This is a genomic window from uncultured Bacteroides sp. (assembly GCF_949298305.1).
GTDB lineage: Bacteria > Bacteroidota > Bacteroidia > Bacteroidales > Bacteroidaceae > Bacteroides.
In genome coordinates this window covers 1-17343 of the sequence record NZ_CASFWU010000076.1, presented here as the reverse complement: position 1 = coordinate 17343, position 17343 = coordinate 1, and the positions used below count along the sequence as shown (strand labels likewise).

The following is a 17343-nucleotide window of genomic DNA, read 5'->3' as shown; positions in this document are numbered from 1 at the left end:
TTAAATGTTATAATTGGACACTATAAATTTAATACTTTTATTGCTATATTTCTAATTATCAGTAAAATATATTTGTTCTTATTTCGAACTCACGTTAATTTATAGTTACCTAATTCGTTTTACACGTTATGTTCTTAATAGACAATAATCATTGGGCACAAAGATAGCCTTCTTTCTGCAACAATTATAAGCAAAGTCAGAAATCCTATTACCAACCACTGTCATTTACCAAATTTTAGATTTACCGGAACCTACCGAAGTTAGAGGGATTCAGAAGTATTTACTGTCTGTTTCGACAAGCCAACAGCATAAATCAATAGATAGCAAATGACCAGCCAGAGGTGAGATTTTTTTAATCTTAACTATCTGCTAAAAATACAAAAGAGGGGAAAAAGTTTCCTGAAATATGAATCAGAAAAAACAAGAAAGGCTTCTGTGCATCAGACGACTCCTTACCATCGCTCAATCACGCCCTAAATTCCGGTCCTTTCCTGCCAACCAAGCATCTATCAGTCTACGGGCAATACTTAATTTACGAGGTAGTTCAGGCAAATTATCACGAGAATAAAAGGCACCGGCACTGAGTTCATCCTGTTGTAATTTAATTTCTCCACTTTCGTAATCAGCAAAGAATCCTACCATAAGGCCACTAGGATATGGCCATGGCTGACTATCGAAATAAGAGATATTTTTAATACTGAGTCCTGTTTCTTCCATCACTTCACGACGCACACATTGTTCCAATGTTTCACCAGCCTCAAGGAAACCTGCTACCAGACCAAAAAAAGTGCCTCGAAAGTTACGGGCATGAACCAACAGAATTTCATCAGAACGGCGTACCAGTACTATGATAGCTGTGGAAATAGGCGGATAAAGTTCATGACCACACTGGAGACATTTTTTCATAATGTCAGTTTGCTGTTGGGTGGGAGTACCACATACAGGACAGTATCGGCTGTGGTTATCCCAATATAGTATCTGGTAAGCTTTTCCGGCAGCTTTATAATCTTCCAGTGGCAGGCAGTCAAATGAAGCGCGCAACCCTATCATGCTCCATTTTTCGGTTTCGATAATGGGATAATCAATACTAAAAGTATAAACTTGTATGCCTGTAGGCAGTGTGACACGATGCACTTTCTGATTTAACGACGGAACTACCGGCAAATGGTTACCACAAGGAATGCGACAAGTTCCATCGTTGTTTTTTTGTATCAGAAGATTATCCTTGAAAAAAACAAACCAATATGCGCTCAAATCGTATTCCATATTCAACTCTCTTTTTTTCTTTGTTCAGAGATAAAATCTTTAATAACAGGAAAAATATCTTTGGCTGAATGCAAATCACGACTAGCTTGTTCCAGCGGACACCAGCCTGTGTGGTTACGATTAATAATGTAATCTACTACTTCATCACAGTCCACCACGATACCCGCCTCATGTAACAATTGGAGAGCCGGCCGGCTGATAACATGAGTATAAACTTCCTTCACCCCACCCAATACCATGAGTGAAGCAGCAGCCTTTCCAATCACTTTATCAGCCACACGAGAACCGGAAAGAAAATCTGCATCTTGAACCAACAAGTCATAAAGATCGGCCACTCCTCGTCGTGTGAAAGTGCGAAAACTGTCGCCATGAGCTATCACGCAGGAGTATCCTCCTGCGTGAAGCATTTCTATAAGTTCTTTCATTCTATTCAATCATCACAATGTTTCTTGTTTCAGCTGTTCCACATATCGGTCAATGCGGTGCAACTCTTGGGGGATGTCGATGCTTTGCGGACAGTGCGGGTTACATTGTCCGCAACCCACGCAGTGGCTGGCCTGACGCAAACGGGGCACACTACGGTCGTAACCCACGAGGAAAGCCCGACGCGCTTCGCGGTAGTTGGCATGTTCCTGCAAGGTAGGCAGATTGCCTTCATTCACGCATTTGTTGTAGTGTATCAGTATGGCAGGAATGTCAATTCCGTAGGGACAGGGCATACAGTATTTGCAATCGTTGCAGGGGATGGTCGGATACTGTTTCATCAGGTCGGCCGTCTGTTGCAGGAATTCAAAATCGTCATCAGTCAGCGGCACCAAGGGCGAGTAGGTGCGCAGATTGTCCTGCAGGTGCTCCATGTAGGTCATACCGCTCAGTACGGTAAGTACGTTCGGAAAGGTTCCTGCAAAACGGAAGGCCCACGAGGCTACACTTACTTCGGGACCACGTTGCTTGAGTCGCGCCACCAGGTGTTCGGGCAGTTTTGACAGACGTCCTCCCAGTAATGGCTCCATGATAATGGCCGGTATATGGCGTTTCTCAAGTTCGGCGTACAGGTAATCGGCATTGACGTTATTGCCCGACGCATATTTCCAGTCAGCATAGTTGAGCTGTATTTGAACGAAGTCCCAGTGAACCTGATCGTGCATGGCCAGTACTTCGTCGAACACGTCTTTGGTGCCGTGGAAGGAGAAACCCAGGTTACGGATGCGTCCCGCCTCGCGTTCCTTCATCAGGAAGTCTATCATGCCGTTTTCTACGTAGCGGGCCCGGAAGGTTTCAATGCCACCGTTACCGATGGAGTGCAACAGGTAATAGTCGATGTAATCCACTTGCAGTTCCGAGAACGAGCGGTTGTACATGGCAATGGAGTTTTCGCGCGTGTAGTTAGAGAAGTTGGACAGTTTGGTGGCTACGAAGAACTTCTCACGCGGATGGCGTTTCAAGGCAATGCCAGTCGATTTCTCCGACCATCCCTGTACGTAGACGGGCGATGTATCGTAGTAGTTCACACCATGTGCCATGGCATAGTCAATCAGTTCGTTCACGGCATCCTGATCGATAACGTTACCTCCTTTTTCAGGAGCAGGCAGGGTGGGCCATCGCATACATCCGTATCCCAGCAAAGAGACTTTCTCTTTAGTTTTCGGATTTTCTCGGAAAGTCATTTTATCGGTAGGTATTTCGCCCTGTGCCTGCAGCGAAGTTGCACCTGACTGCTTAGGGCCGCATCCCACCAGTGCCGCAGTGGCTGTACTGATGCCTACGATTTTCAAAAAATCGCGGCGGGAAATATCTTTGGAATGTTCTTGTTCGTTCATTGTATGTGTATAAAAATTTATAGAAATAATGAAGTTAAGAAGCGAAGCCGATAGTATCGTTTACCGATCACAACTCACCGTTCATCGCTTAAATAATCCTGTGCCTTTCGTGTCCTTCAACGTAGATGGCGCTGAACGGGCGTGACGGGCAGAGGTTCTCGCAGGCACCGCATCCGATGCAGCGTTCGGTGTCCACGGCAGGAATCTTCAGCGATTGGGGGTCCGACTCGTCCGTCGGTATCATGGTGATGGCTCCCGTGGGGCAGTGGCGGGCGCAGTTGCCGCACTCCACACCGTCGGTCAGTGGTATGCAGTTGGCTTTCACCCAAACGGCGTGTCCTATCTGGGTCGAAGATTTTTCGGCTAAAGAGGACAGGCTGATGGCGTTGGTAGGGCAGACCTCGGCACATTTCGCACATTCAGGGCGGCAATATCCCCGCTCGTACGACATCTCGGGCTGCATCAGTGTCAGCAGTCCGGTAGAGGGACGCAGAACTTCGTTGGGGCATACTGACACACACAGTTGGCAGGCCGTGCAGTGCTGGGCAAAGTGGCGTGCGCTCTGGGCCCCCGGCGGCAGAATCGGTGTCTGGCGGTTTGGTATCTTCTTATCTTCGATGGTGGCCAGTCCACCATCTACTTTCATCTCCTGGGCTTTCAGTACGACGGCCGAGGCTGCCAGTGCCGACGATGCCAGAAAGGCGCGGCGCGAACCGTTCTTTTCGTTTTGGGGTTCGGCTGATGTGGCAGGGACCTTGGCCGGATGTCGGTAGCTCAATGCCTGGTGCTTGCACTTGTCCAGGCAGTCCATGCAGGCCACGCAGCGGCTGTAGTCTATCCGGTGATTCTTGATGTCGATGCACGAAGCCTTGCAGTTGCGTGCACAAAGGTTGCAATTAATGCATTTGTCTGTGTCGATAACCGGTTTCAGGTAGGCATACTTGGATAGGAAACCGAGTACGGTACCCACAGGACAGACGGTGTTGCAATAAGTTCGTCCTCCCCTCCATGCCAGTACAACGAGTATCACCAGGGTGGCGACAGCAATGACGAAAGTCGGTACACTCTTCAGCCAGACGGTGGTGTCGTAGAATGCATAGCTGTCGGCACGTTCGGCCAGGTAGGCCAGCAGATTGTTACCCCATTGGTAGACTGGTGCAAACAGGTTGTTGGCAATACGACCGTACGAGCTGTAGGGAGCCAGTAGTGCGACAAACGAATGCACGCCTGCTACTAACGCAATGACAAACACGCCCAGCAGGCTGTAGCGCAGCCACGACAGGGCGGGCGAATAACGGTAGCGGTTTTTCTTGCTTTTCTTGGAGAACCAGGCCACAATGTCCTGAAATACTCCCAATGGACAGATGACCGAACAGTAGACGCGACCCAGCAGCAATGTGAGAATTACCAGTGCCAGGACGACCCCTACGTTGAGAGCCAGCAGTGCGGGGAGGAATTGAATCTTTGCCATCCAGCCGAACCATGTGTGCAACGTTCCCGTAAAGTCGAGGAACAGCAGTGTAATCAGTACATAGAAAAGGATGGCGAGTGTTAGTCTAATCTTACGTAACATAAATAATTATAGTAGTTATGATAAATGTTTCTACAAATGTACGCCATTTTTCGAGACCGTATACATATATTTTACAGATATTAATACCCTTTTTACCGATAAAGAAAGAAAACTCCTACTAAATTCAACTCAGGCAGGCTCCAGTCATAATTGTGACAATCCATTTCTCCTATCAAGGAATCTGCCTATCCTTTAAAAAAACGACTAATCCATGTATTTAAGCGATTGTGCAACAAGGCCGATAGCCGTCAATGTTTTATTTCCGAAAGAAGGAATCTGATTCATCGAACAATAATCAGAGGCAAACCATCCATCCGATTACAAGAATCTCCAAACATTATACGAATAAGCATAAAAAACCCTCCGGCCTCCAGAGAGAACTGGCAGGCACAGAGGGTTCATATAAAAAGAGAGACCGTTATCAGATACCCAATGATGCGCGAACCGCTTCAATCTTCTTTACGGCTTCGGCATTGGCACTGGCATAGCACTTCGGACAACCCATTTCACCCTTCACCTCAATATAGAATTTGATTTTAGGCTCAGTGCCCGATGGGCGAACCGAAATTTTAGTACCATCTTCTGTGAAATACTGCAATACGTTGGATGTTTCGGGCATGTTCAAATCGCTGACTTGACCCTCGGCATCGGCTTTCAATGTTTTGTAGTCTTTAATCAATACCACCTTGGAACCACCGATTTCTTTCGGCGGGTTGGCACGGAAGTTATCCATCATAGCCTTAATTTCTTCGGCACCGCTCTTACCCGGCTTCACTACGTTGACAGTTGTTTCCTTAGAGAAACCATATTCTACGTAAATATCCATCAGCACCTCATAAAGCGTCTTGCCCTGATCTTTGGCCCATGCACAGATTTCGGCCAACAAGGAGCAGGCAGATACGGCGTCCTTGTCTCTAACGAAATCCTCAGCCAGGAAGCCGTAGCTTTCTTCGCCGCCACCAATATATTGCTGTTTACCTTCGCGCAGACGGATTTCACGGGCAATCCACTTGAAGCCTGTGTAGCAATCCAGCATCTCAATGTTGTTCTTGTCGGCAACAGCCTTTATCAGTTCGGTTGTCACAATAGTCTTAACCACGAAGTCATTGGGCTGCATCTTACCCATGGCAATGCGGTTTTTGATAATATAATACAGGAACAGCAGACAAGTCTGGTTGCCGTTGATAAGCACCCATTCGCCCTTATCATCCTTGCACGCCATACCCACACGGTCGGCATCGGGGTCACTTGCCATCACGATATCGGCATTGATTTCCTTAGCCAGTTTGATGGCCAGTGTCAGTGCTTCGGCATTTTCGGGGTTGGGAGAAACCACGGTAGGGAAGTTTCCGTCTTTCACCATCTGCGCCTCAACACAATGAACATTCTCAAAACCCCACAACTTCAACGAAGCGGGAATCAAGGCACGACCGGCACCATGCAGCGGAGTATAGACAATGCTCAAGTCCTTCTGACGTTTGATGACTTCAGGGTCGATGGAAATGGAGTGTACCTTCTCCAGGTAAACCTTATCCACATCCTCGCCGATAATCTGGATAAGGTCTTTGTTACCGTTGAACTTAATGTCGTCCACCTTCACTTTATTCACCTCATCAATGATGGCCGTGTCGTGCGGAGCCAACACCTGTGCGCCGTCGTCCCAATATGCCTTGTAGCCATTGTATTCGCGTGGATTATGACTGGCTGTGATGTTAATACCGCTCTGACAGCCCAGGTGACGGATGGCAAATGACACTTCAGGAGTAGGACGCAAGTCATCGAAAAGATAGACCTTGATACCGTTGGCAGAAAAGATATCAGCTGATATCTCTGCGAACTTGCGGCTGTTGTTGCGGCAATCGTGGCCTACCACTACCGAAACGGATTGTCCGGCAAAGCACTTATTCAGATAGTTGGCCAATCCTTGAGTGGCGGCACCTACTGTGTAAATGTTCATGCGGTTGCTTCCGGCCCCCATAATACCACGCAGGCCACCCGTACCAAATTCCAAATCCTTGTAGAAGCTATCTATCAGTTCTGTTTTGTCTTCATTTTCCAACATGCGTCTCACTTCGGCCTGAGTTTCTGCATCATAAGCTGCGGTAAGCCATTTTTCGGCTTTCTCAGTTACCTGTTTAATCAGTTCTTGATTTTCCATACAACGATTGATATTTTAAAGGTTAATAAATTACTTCTCTTCAGCAGGCTTACATTGTCAATCCATCCTACTGCTGGCTGACGCAAATATGCAAAATGCATAATGCCATATCAAGAGGCAAATATAAGCGAATAAGTTTAATTTTCCTACTTTTTCACGGACAGATTACAGACACAAAGCATTTTTTTCTTTGTCGCAAGAAATTCACCGTCACCTCTTATTGTCTTTTTCCACGCACAAAGTTTTCCGCCTGTCAAATCGTACTCTCATGCAATGTACCCACTCTGATAAACCATCGAAAAAAACAAGCATGCCAAGTAGATTGAACGCGCCTAGTAGGAATGTACGTCTTTACATTTTGACACTTTGACTTTCCTAATGCGTGAGAATCCTTTATTTCGGCCTTCCGCCCGATTTGCACGGAAAAACAGAAACGAAAAGTTCTAACCGACTGCATAACAGAAGGATAGCAAAATATTTACATTTGAAAGAGAAATGGAAACGGCTTCCAAAGATGAAAAATGCCCTCTTTACAGTTCCCAAAAGCCACATTAGAGGAGCTAAACAGCTACTTTGAAGGCCGAAACAAGGCCTTTTGAAACTCCAAACTGGCAATTTGCGTGTTCCGAACAGGCAATCTGTACGGACGGAACAAGCAATATGGACGGACGGAACAGGCATTGAGCACGCACGGAGCTTGCACGGAGGTTGTTTCAACGCTCTTAAGATACCTTTTCTGCTTCTATTTCGCGTATTTTGCAAACAGGTATCGTCAGCAAAACGTTCATTATTCAAACTTTTTGCAATCAGATTTTCGCTATTACAAACAATCTGAAAAGTCTATTATCCATCCTTATCTGCTTATCCATGGCCCCCTCTTTTAAAAGATTCTTATGACCACAAAAGCAATCATCCATCATATTAGCCGACAGGGACTTGCCGCAAAGGTGAGATGACACAGACGGTTAATCCTGCCTTCGTACATTCTATCACCTATCAGTCCGTTTAAAAAGAAATATAAGATACAAACAATGGGGAGAAATTGGCAGGAAGCGGTTCCAGACAAACGGACAAAGAAAAGCCGACAGCCGGCATTTCCCTGCACATTATTACGCTCAAGAAAATGCTTGCTGTCGGCCAGCAGTCTTCAGGCTATACCCTATACCTCAATCTTCCTGTCCAGGAATAAGGTAGCGGCCGCCCGTCTGCTTGACGTATTCTTTCAGAAACTCCTGGGGATAGCCCGGACGGATAACGCCGGCAGGCTGCCCGATGGAGTTACGTTCAAATTTGCCGTCCTTAACACGCTTCACGACGCCATCGTTATACTTGACAACCAGGAACTCGCCCAGCCGCTTCCAGGCATCGTGCGTACTCTGCGCCGTGATGTTTGTATAGTTGGTCAGGAAAGCCTGGGCCTGTGCGGGGTCCTTCTCCAGCAAGCGGGCCGCAGCTGCCTCCACGCCTTCCTGCGCGTAGTTGAATGTGTTCTCAAGCTCGGTCTGCAAAGCACGTACGTCATCTATCATCAAATCATAACGGGGATATACCATGTTGGCCACCCAGTTGAATACCCAGAAAGAGGAGTTCCACGAGAAAGTGATGTAGTCTGCTCCGTCAACACGGGAATAACACTCGGGAACCTTGTCCGTACAGCAGTAGACAGGAGTGAAAACCGTCATGTTGGCATCGTCCAGCCCGAACCAAAGTACACCGCCTATGGGATCAGGCAAGGTGGAGCGCATCTGTGCCACGAAGACAAAGCCGCTCTGCTGCGTGGAAATGGGGCGTTCATTGAAGTATTTCTTACCATCCACCTCAAAATCAAGAGGCGAGAGGCGATAGGGTGAGTGGTAGGGACCGGCACCAAAGTCCTGCGTGATATCCAGAGGAGTACCTTCATAATGGTCGCGCATGGCGTTCTTCACGTCTTGAACGGAAAGTTTGCGCGAGGGCTTCACGTAAAGGGGCATGGGCTGATCGGTTTCACCCTGAATATAGGGAAGAAACTCTTGACCACGGTCAGTGAACATATTGTAGAAACTCCAGACCCGTGCCTCGCAATAACGGCGCGCACCAAAATCGAGGGGCGCGTATGCCTTGGAAAAGCTGAAATCGCGGTTAACGCCGTCGAAATAGCCCTTCTCCCGAGCAAAGGAAATGACGTCTGCCGAATACATGCAGTTTTCCTTATCGCCCATATCGAACTGATGGATACGGCTTTGGTTGGCATGTGCCGAAATACAGTCGTCAGGTACACGGACAGCTACCCAGACGGCACCTCGTCCACCAGGCCCCTTGCCTATCATCTCCATAATCCATACCTCATTGGGGTCGGCAATGGTAAACGATTCCCCACTGCTGTAATAACCATATTCCTCCACCAGGTCAGTCATCACGCGGATGGCTTCGCGAGCAGTACGCGAACGCTGAAGCCCCAAGTAAATCAGACTTCCATAGTCTATCAGACCCAGCGTGTCAACCAACTCAGGACGGCCACCAAAAGTAGTCTCGCCGATTGTCAGCTGAAATTCATTCATGTTGCCGATGACATTATACGTCTGCCGGGCCTGCTCTATCTGGCCCAGATACTTGCCCGTATCCCATTCGTAGACGTTTATCATTGTGCCCTTGGGATGCACACCCGCAGGATAGTGATAAAGCTCGCCGAAGAGTCCGTACGAGTCTGCCGAATAAGAGACAATGGTAGAACCGTCTGTCGAAGCATTTTTGCCGACAATCAGGTTGGTACAGGCCGGAGCCTTCATCATTGCTGCCGCCATCAGTATGACGGAGAGGGTCAATTTCCTAAATTTCATAATGATTATTTGATATTTGTTTAAGTGTGACATTTGTTCTAGAAAAAAACGGTCAGATTTTATCCGACGTCTACCATATAAACCTGTATTCCTGTCGCGTAATATTTCCGCACCCGTCGGTCACAGTCATCTCCAGCAGATGGGTTCCACCTTTTTTCACCCGCCGGGAATCCAGTTCACACACCAAGTCACCCTTGATAGAGTTAGGTTTGCCGAAGAGGGCATATTGCCCGTCTATGGTACCACGATACGAGGAAATACCCGTCTGAGCGTCTCTGGCTTTGAAAACAATGCGCCCAGTACGTCCCCAGTTTCCCTGTCCTACGGGTGTCAGCACGGGCGGTACGGTGTCTATGTCCACCGTATAAGTATCCAGACTACGGATGTCGGCCTCCATATAGCCGTCCTTGTAACGTCCGCCCACGCTGTATTTCTTTCCATTCTTGCCGACGCGCGCCACGTAATATTTTGTGCTGTCCTCCAGTGGCCTGCGACGTAAACCGATGCGCAGGGTACAACCTTTATGCAAAGGCACTCCATCAGTATCCAACTGATAGGTATAGGCTATGTCGTTACTGTCTGTCCACAGGGCACAATCCAGAAGCACATCGTCGTAAAGCACTCCACGGGGCAGTACCAGTTCCATGCCGGGTTCCTGCAAGTAATTGACACGGTCCCAGTGCAGGAAGTACTTCCCGCTGTGCGTCGCCGGCTCTATGTCCGACCGCTGCCCCTGTACAGTGAAACTGACCTTTGAAGTGTTGCCAAAGGCATCTTTTAGCGTATAAACAAAACGGTATGGACGTTCCTCATCGATGTTCACCAAACCACGGTTGCCATTAGTGGCATGGAGCATGCGCAAACGGTTACCCGGATCAACAAAAGACTTCATGTACTGTCCGTACGTCCACGAGTTGATATAACGATTCTCCTCATAAGCAAAGCGATCCACCACGCTGCGGAACACCTCCTGCCCATCCACTTCGAGGATTACGGTATGCACCCCATATCGGTTGCTGACACCATCCATGTAGTCATAGGCTCTGATACCCACGCCAATCTCCCCCCATGCTGTTATGCTCTTTATCTTGTTCAAGGCAAAGGCCTGTGCCTCCTGCAATCCGTTCACCACTCCCCTACCCGCCTGCGGAAAGAGCATAATGCCTATTGCCCGCGGAGCAGTTTGATCCTTAACACGATCCATGAAGAAAGGCAACGGATCCACGTATTCATCTGTAGCTGTCTCGATAACATCCAGATGTAAATGGGGACCAAAAGAGTAACCCGTATTACCACTAAGCGCAATCACTTGTCCGCGCTTCACAGGATATTCGTCCGGTCGGGGCACAATCTCCACCTCCCAACTCTCCTGCTGATACTGCAAATCCTCTACACGCCGGGCCACATCGCCTACAAAGGCACTAAGATGGCGATTGATGGTAGTGTACCCGTTATCGTAAGCCACATCAAGTACGTAGCCCGATCCGTGGGTCACGCGAATGCGGCAGATATGTCCGTCTGCCAATGCACGCACCTCTTTGCCAGTCACGCCACCCGTCTTGAAGTCCAACCCTCCGTGAAAATGATCAGCCCGCAGCTCACCAAAATTGCCACTGAAAGTCATGGGATGGCTGAAGGGATTGGCAAACTTAGTAGTCTGAGCCTGCCCTCCGGTTGCCAAAAGCAAAAGCGCCCCCCCAATATATCGGATAAATGTATTCATTTTCATGTAAAAATACTGTTTCCCTGTTTAGAGTGTACAAAGATAGAAAAAGAGGGGCGCAGAAATAGCAAGCTGACCGAAAATTTTTACTCCAAACGGTATCAGCCCCAACAGTATGCACGAATCTTTCTCTACATCTTCCATCGGGTTTCCAAAAGGATTGAGAAAGGAACAGACATCCCAATCTCAAAAATCGCCCAACCTCTCTATTTAAACAAGGGGAACTGAATGCGCTTACCAAAATTCGGTTTCAGGACAGGAGGCATCTGTCTGAAACGCAAAGAGGGAATACGGGTAGACGGTACGACGACCTCTCCATCATAAGGACGGCCGGCTTGCTTCAATGCCTCGCGCAACAGGGGTTCATTTACATCGCCCAAAGCATAGGGCAGTATAGGCTCATCTTCCACCTCCACATCGGGTTGTAGTCCGTCGGGCATACAGGGTGTCTCTCCTACGGCATTCTTATAGATACTAACCATCAAATAGATACCCCAGTTTCTTATCTCGTTCGGACAGTTCTCGTAGGCGTCTTCTGCCCCCAGCATCCAACCGGTACAATACTTGCCCGAAGAAGATGTACCTATGAGCTGCACATCCATGTAAGGCATCAATCCGCCCAGCAGAGCCTCGGAGGCAGAAGCAGATCCACGGGATATCAGGCCATAGATTTTTGTCAGACCGATATTGGCATCCTTCGTACTGACGTTTACCCCGTTGGAAGGATAATTGAACTCGGTGGTAAAGCGGGTATCGGTACTGACTCCCTGCTTGCAATATAGTTCTGTCAGATAGTCGTTGTAGTCATCCCGTTCGAAAATCTCCTGATTGCTGACAGCCTGCTGAGGAGCAAACATGGAAGCGAGTACATTCTCCGTAATAACATATCCGCCACCGTTGTAGCGAAGGTCAAGTACCAGTTCGCTGACGCCTTCGGCTTTAAAGTGGCGCCCGATTTCTACCAATTTGTCCACTGACCTCAAGTCGAAAGCTGAATAAGCCAGATAACCGACCTTCTTACCACCGAACTCGTATACAGAGTCGCACAGCACAGGATCCTCGTAAGTGGTCACAGCTGTCAGTTCTACTTCCTTACCCTGGCTTACGATTATATTATTCTCCATATCCAGTCTGCCAAGAGATACAGTAAGCGAAGGAACATGGTATAAATCCAAATAGTTTCCCGTAGTGAGGTCAGTGCCGTTCAAGCCGATGATGATATCACCTCTCTTAAGGCCTGCACGGGCTGCAGGTGTGTCCCGGTGAACAAAATTCACCACCCCTATACACTGGGTACTCTCCTGATTCAGTAGATAGATGGTAAGATTCCAACCGAACGTAGTGGATACGCCTCCCACATTGGCATTGAAAGACTCCATATCGTCTGTCAGCATAGTCCACTTGTCGATGTATTTGTCACCTTCGTGATACTTAATTCTGTCAACCGTCCCAATAGGATCTTCATTGGTTTCTATATTCCATGTCTGCAAATCAGACTCTATTTCCCCGTTCCAGTAATAGAACTGTTCCATAACCTCCTTACCGAACATATTGGCATAATAGATTTCATCATTCACCTTCTTTCCTGCTGGGAACGTCCCTTCATCATTGGAACACCCAGCAAAAAGAATTCCTTCTACCATAAAGAGAAGAAACATTTTTCCTAAAATAGTCTTATACATAAACTTGCTTTTCTATAAATTCATCAGTCCGCAAAAGTAATATTTTTCCATCATTTTCATTTGAAAGCGAAGCAATATTCCATGGCATTTAAGTGCTCACGGTAAACATCATCCGACAATTCTGTCAAAGGATTCCAATGTTCAGCTACAATCCTTCCCCTGTAACAGAAAAGGCTCAGCCTCAAGACAAGACTTAGGTTAACCAAAGAAGAACTACAAATCACCCGGCCTATTGTGTACTTCAACATGCATTTTGGACGTTTCAACCTGAAATGAAAGAATCATAATTGTAAGACGAATAACTTTGTAACCATTACAAAACTATTATCTATTTACCTATGTTTACAAGAATCGTACATTTTTCAATCAGGAAGAAGCTGTTTGTGGCATTGGCTACATTACTTCTTCTGGCGGGTGGCATATACTCCATGCTGACGCTGCCCATTGATGCCGTGCCCGATATAACCAACAATCAGGTGCAGATTGTTACCGTATCGCCCACACTGGCACCACAGGAAGTGGAACAGCTTATCACTTTCCCTATCGAGATAGCCATGAGTAACGTTATGAACGTAGAGGAAATACGTTCGGTATCCCGCTTCGGGCTGTCGGTCGTAACAGTCCCTACGCTGGACGCCCGGCAGCTGGTCAACGAACAGATACAGATGGTGGCAGGTGAGATTCCACCGGAACTGGGAACTCCCGAACTGATGCCTATCACGACGGGCTTGGGTGAAATATACCAGTATGTTCTTAAAGTGGCTCCGGGTTATGAAAACCGTTACGACGCCATGGAGTTGCGCACCATTCAGGACTGGATTGTGAAAAGACAATTGTCGGGTATTCCCGGCATTGTGGAAATCAATAGTTTCGGCGGTTACCTGAAACAATATGAGGTGGCGGTGGACCCTGATGCCTTGTATTCGCTCAACATTACTATCGGTGAGGTATTCGAAGCCTTGAGCCGTAACAACCAGAATACGGGTGGCAGTTATATAGAAAAGGTGAACCGTGCCTATTATATCCGTTCAGAAGGCATGATCAACGATTTGCACGATGTGGAGCAAATCGTTGTGACCAACCGTGGCGGCATACCGGTACACATCGGTGACATAGGCAAAGTGCAATTCGGCGCTTCCAAACGCTTCGGTGCCATGACAAAGGATGGCGAAGGAGAGTGTGTGGGCGGTATTGCCATGATGCTGAAAGGCGCCAATGCCAATGTCGTGACCAAGGAACTGGAGAAAAGGGTGGAGAAAGTCCAGAAGATGCTGCCCGAAGGAGTGAGTGTGGAACCTTACCTGAACCGTTCGGAACTGGTGAATACGCAACCTGGTGGAAGGTGCCATTATTGTATTCCTCGTGCTGATTATCTTCCTGGGCAACGTGCGTGCCGGCCTGATTGTAGCATCGGTCATTCCGCTGGCCATGCTTTTTGCTTTTATTCTGATGCGCATCTTCAATGTATCGGCCAATCTGATGAGTCTTGGCGCGATAGACTTCGGTATCGTGGTAGACGGATCCATCGTCATTCTGGAAGGAATCCTGGCCCATCTTTACGGGCGGGAGCTGAAAGGGCGTACGCTGACATCACAGGAGATGGACCATGAAGTAGAAAAAGGAGCAAGCCGTGTGGTAAGAAGTGCCACATTTGCCGTACTCATCATCCTGATCGTGTTTTTCCCCATCCTGACCCTGACCGGTATCGAAGGCAAATACTTCACGCCGATGGCCAAGACACTGGTGTTCTGCATCATCGGTGCGCTTCTTCTTTCCATAACCTATGTCCCGATGATGGCATCTCTTTTCCTGAAACGTACCATGACAGTGAAGCCTACACCGGCCGACCGCTTCTTCGACTGGTTGAATAAAATCTATCAGCGCGTGCTTCGTTTCAGTCTGGCTCATGTGTGGGGCACTATCAGTGCTTCTTTTGTAGCCTTGTTGCTCTCGCTGTTGTTGTTCACCAGGTTGGGAGCCGAATTTATCCCAACCCTCGACGAAGGCGACTTTGCCATGCAGATGACGCTGCCTGCCGGCAGTTCGCTGAGCCGTAGCATCGAAGTTTCACTCGAAGCGGAGAAACGGCTCAAAGAGCGCTTTCCCGAAATTAAGCATGTTGTTGCCAAAATCGGTACGGCCGAAGTTCCTACCGACCCGATGGCGGTAGAAGATGCCGATGTGATGATTGTCATGAAACCCTTTGCCGAATGGACTTCCGCATCGAGCCGTGCAGAAATGGTGGAGAAGATGAAACAGTGTCTGGACTCCATTGACGGAGCCGAATTTAATTTCAGCCAGCCTATCCAGCTTCGATTCAACGAACTGATGACCGGTGCCAAGGCCGATATTGCCATCAAACTTTATGGAGAAGACATGGCCGAATTGTATGCCAAGGCGCAGGAAGCAGCCCGTTATGTGGAGCAGGTTCCCGGAGCAGCCGACGTGCTGGTGGAGCAGGCCATGGGACTTCCACAGTTGCTTGTCCACTACGACCGTGCCAAAATAGCCCGTTACGGCATCGACATCGAAGAACTGAATACCGTCATCCGCACCGCATACGCAGGCGAGACGGCCGGAGTGGTATTCGAGAACGAGCGCAGGTTCGACCTCGTTGTCCGTCTGGACAAGGAAAAGGTGAGCGACCTGAACATTGACAAGCTGTTTGTCCGTACCAAGGATAACATTCAGCTTCCGGTCAGCGAAGTGGCCAGCATTGAACTGGTGAACGGACCTCTCCAGATTAACCGTGACGCTACCAAACGCAGGGTTGTGATTGGTGTTAATGTGCGCAATGCCGACATTCAGCAAGTGGTCAGCCAAATCAGCGACGCGCTCGACAAGAACGTGAAACTCAAGCCCGGTTATTACTTTGAATACGGCGGCCAATTTGAAAATCTGCAGAACGCCATCAGCACTCTGACGGTGGTCATCCCCATTGCTTTGCTGCTCATCCTGCTGTTGCTGTTCTTCGCGTTCCGCAGCGTCATCTATTCGCTGGTCGTATTCTCCACCGTTCCGCTTTCACTGATTGGAGGTATCGTAGCCCTGTGGCTACGCGGCTTGCCTTTCAGCATCTCGGCCGGTGTCGGCTTCATCGCCCTTTTCGGTGTGGCCGTGCTGAACGGAATTCTGATGATCAACCATTTCAACGATATACGTAAACAAACTAAATATCACATGTGTACCGATCGTATCATATCTTTGGGGTGTCCGCATCTGCTGCGCCCTGTTTTCCTCACCGGACTGGTCGCTTCATTGGGCTTTGTGCCGATGGCTATCGCAACTTCGGCCGGTGCCGAAGTGCAGCGTCCACTGGCTACAGTCGTGATAGGCGGACTGATTGTGTCTACCATACTGACACTGATTATCATTCCTGTGTTCTACCGCCTGGTCAATAGTATCACGGCCAAACGCATACGCAGGAAGAACCGCCTTGCTTTTCGTCGGATGATGCTTGGCGTCGCCATACTGGTCATCTGTGTGCCTGCCGTACAGGCGCAGCAGGCGGTGACCTTGGAGCAGGCTGTTGAAATAGCCTTGCACAATCATCCGCGTCTGAAGATGGCCGAGTCGGAAATTGAGCGTGCCCGCGCCTCGAAAGGCGAAGCCTGGGATGGCGGCAATACTTCTTTCAGTTATTCGTGGGGTCAGTTGAATGGCACCGACCGTAGTGATAACGAACTGGCTATTGAACAGTCACTTGGCTCTCTGCTGACTCCTTTCTACAAGAATGCGTTGTCCAACACGCAGATAAACAAAGGCAAAAGCTATCGGGACATGGTGAAGAAAGAAATCACTGCAGAAGTAAAACGGGCATGGGCGTACTATCAGTATGCCTTCAACATCAATGCTTTGTACAGCGGACAGAAGGAACTGGCCGAACAGCTGCGGAACAGTGGTGAGCAGCGTTATCTTCAGGGAGACATTGACCTGGCCGAACGCAACATGATAACAGCTCTGGCTGCCGACTTGAATACGCGATGGATGGAGGCATCCGGAGAACTGACACTGGCCGGACGGCGGTTCACTTGGGCCTGTTATAGTGACCGTTCTTTGCTTCCTGCCGACACGACCCTGTCGGTTATGCAGATGCCGACAGAGAACCGTATCCTGTCAACCCGTCATCTGGACTATTTCAATGCCCAGTTGCAAGAGAAGAAAGATTTGCTGCGAATAGAGCGCAGCCGTTTCTTCCCAGAATTTTCCATTGGTTATGTCCGTCAGAAGATAGCTCCGCTTACCGGACTTAATTCGTGGATGGTAGGGGCTTCTTTCCCCATTCTCTTTTTCCCTCAGCGG

8 protein-coding genes and 1 pseudogene are annotated in these 17343 nt (G+C 48.5%); 1 reads left to right on the top strand and 8 read right to left on the bottom strand.

Annotated features, from left to right (window positions below):
• Window positions 1–462 precede the first annotated feature (462 nt).
• The 8 genes from nudC to Q1Y74_RS10505 all read right to left on the bottom strand — a co-directional run bounded on the left by nudC (window position 463) and on the right by Q1Y74_RS10505 (window position 13002).
• On the bottom strand, window positions 463–1266 hold the full coding sequence (nudC, locus tag Q1Y74_RS10540; RefSeq protein WP_300814268.1) for an NAD(+) diphosphatase: 804 nt from the start codon (window positions 1264–1266) through the stop codon (window positions 463–465).
• A 2-nt stretch (window positions 1267–1268) separates the two neighbouring features.
• A complete protein-coding gene (locus Q1Y74_RS10535; RefSeq protein ID WP_300814267.1) occupies window positions 1269–1691 on the bottom strand; it encodes a DUF1893 domain-containing protein in 423 nt (140 codons plus the stop codon).
• A 12-nt stretch (window positions 1692–1703) separates the two neighbouring features.
• Complete coding sequence (locus Q1Y74_RS10530) at window positions 1704–3086, bottom strand: aldo/keto reductase (RefSeq protein ID WP_300814265.1); 1383 nt, start codon at window positions 3084–3086, stop codon at window positions 1704–1706.
• Between the two features lie 88 nt (window positions 3087–3174).
• Window positions 3175–4659: a 4Fe-4S binding protein gene (locus tag Q1Y74_RS10525; protein WP_300814264.1), complete on the bottom strand. Its 1485-nt coding sequence runs from the start codon at window positions 4657–4659 to the stop codon at window positions 3175–3177.
• A 421-nt stretch (window positions 4660–5080) separates the two neighbouring features.
• Window positions 5081–6817, bottom strand: coding sequence for a phospho-sugar mutase (locus tag Q1Y74_RS10520; RefSeq protein WP_300814262.1), 1737 nt, complete (start codon window positions 6815–6817; stop codon window positions 5081–5083).
• A 1166-nt stretch (window positions 6818–7983) separates the two neighbouring features.
• Window positions 7984–9636, bottom strand: a complete 1653-nt coding sequence (locus tag Q1Y74_RS10515) for a C69 family dipeptidase (RefSeq protein WP_300814260.1) — start codon at window positions 9634–9636, stop codon at window positions 7984–7986.
• A 70-nt stretch (window positions 9637–9706) separates the two neighbouring features.
• On the bottom strand, window positions 9707–11365 hold the full coding sequence (locus Q1Y74_RS10510) for a M23 family metallopeptidase (protein WP_300814258.1): 1659 nt from the start codon (window positions 11363–11365) through the stop codon (window positions 9707–9709).
• A gap of 200 nt (window positions 11366–11565) precedes the next feature.
• A complete protein-coding gene (locus Q1Y74_RS10505) occupies window positions 11566–13002 on the bottom strand; it encodes a S41 family peptidase (RefSeq protein WP_300814257.1) in 1437 nt (478 codons plus the stop codon).
• Between the two features lie 377 nt (window positions 13003–13379).
• Between Q1Y74_RS10505 and Q1Y74_RS10500 the strand changes: the two are divergent.
• Window positions 13380–17343, top strand: a pseudogene (locus tag Q1Y74_RS10500) (CusA/CzcA family heavy metal efflux RND transporter); the annotation flags it as partial.

What these genes read in the sequence shown, in the direction of transcription:
- nudC (WP_300814268.1), bottom strand. Translation starts at nt 1,266, where the DNA reads ATGGAATACGATTTGAGCGCATATTGGTTTGTTTTTTTCAAGGATAAT.
- Q1Y74_RS10535 (WP_300814267.1), bottom strand. Translation starts at nt 1,691, where the DNA reads ATGAAAGAACTTATAGAAATGCTTCACGCAGGAGGATACTCCTGCGTG.
- Q1Y74_RS10530 (WP_300814265.1), bottom strand. Translation starts at nt 3,086, where the DNA reads ATGAACGAACAAGAACATTCCAAAGATATTTCCCGCCGCGATTTTTTG.
- Q1Y74_RS10525 (WP_300814264.1), bottom strand. Translation starts at nt 4,659, where the DNA reads ATGTTACGTAAGATTAGACTAACACTCGCCATCCTTTTCTATGTACTG.
- Q1Y74_RS10520 (WP_300814262.1), bottom strand. Translation starts at nt 6,817, where the DNA reads ATGGAAAATCAAGAACTGATTAAACAGGTAACTGAGAAAGCCGAAAAA.
- Q1Y74_RS10515 (WP_300814260.1), bottom strand. Translation starts at nt 9,636, where the DNA reads ATGAAATTTAGGAAATTGACCCTCTCCGTCATACTGATGGCGGCAGCA.
- Q1Y74_RS10510 (WP_300814258.1), bottom strand. Translation starts at nt 11,365, where the DNA reads ATGAAAATGAATACATTTATCCGATATATTGGGGGGGCGCTTTTGCTT.
- Q1Y74_RS10505 (WP_300814257.1), bottom strand. Translation starts at nt 13,002, where the DNA reads ATGGTAGAAGGAATTCTTTTTGCTGGGTGTTCCAATGATGAAGGGACG.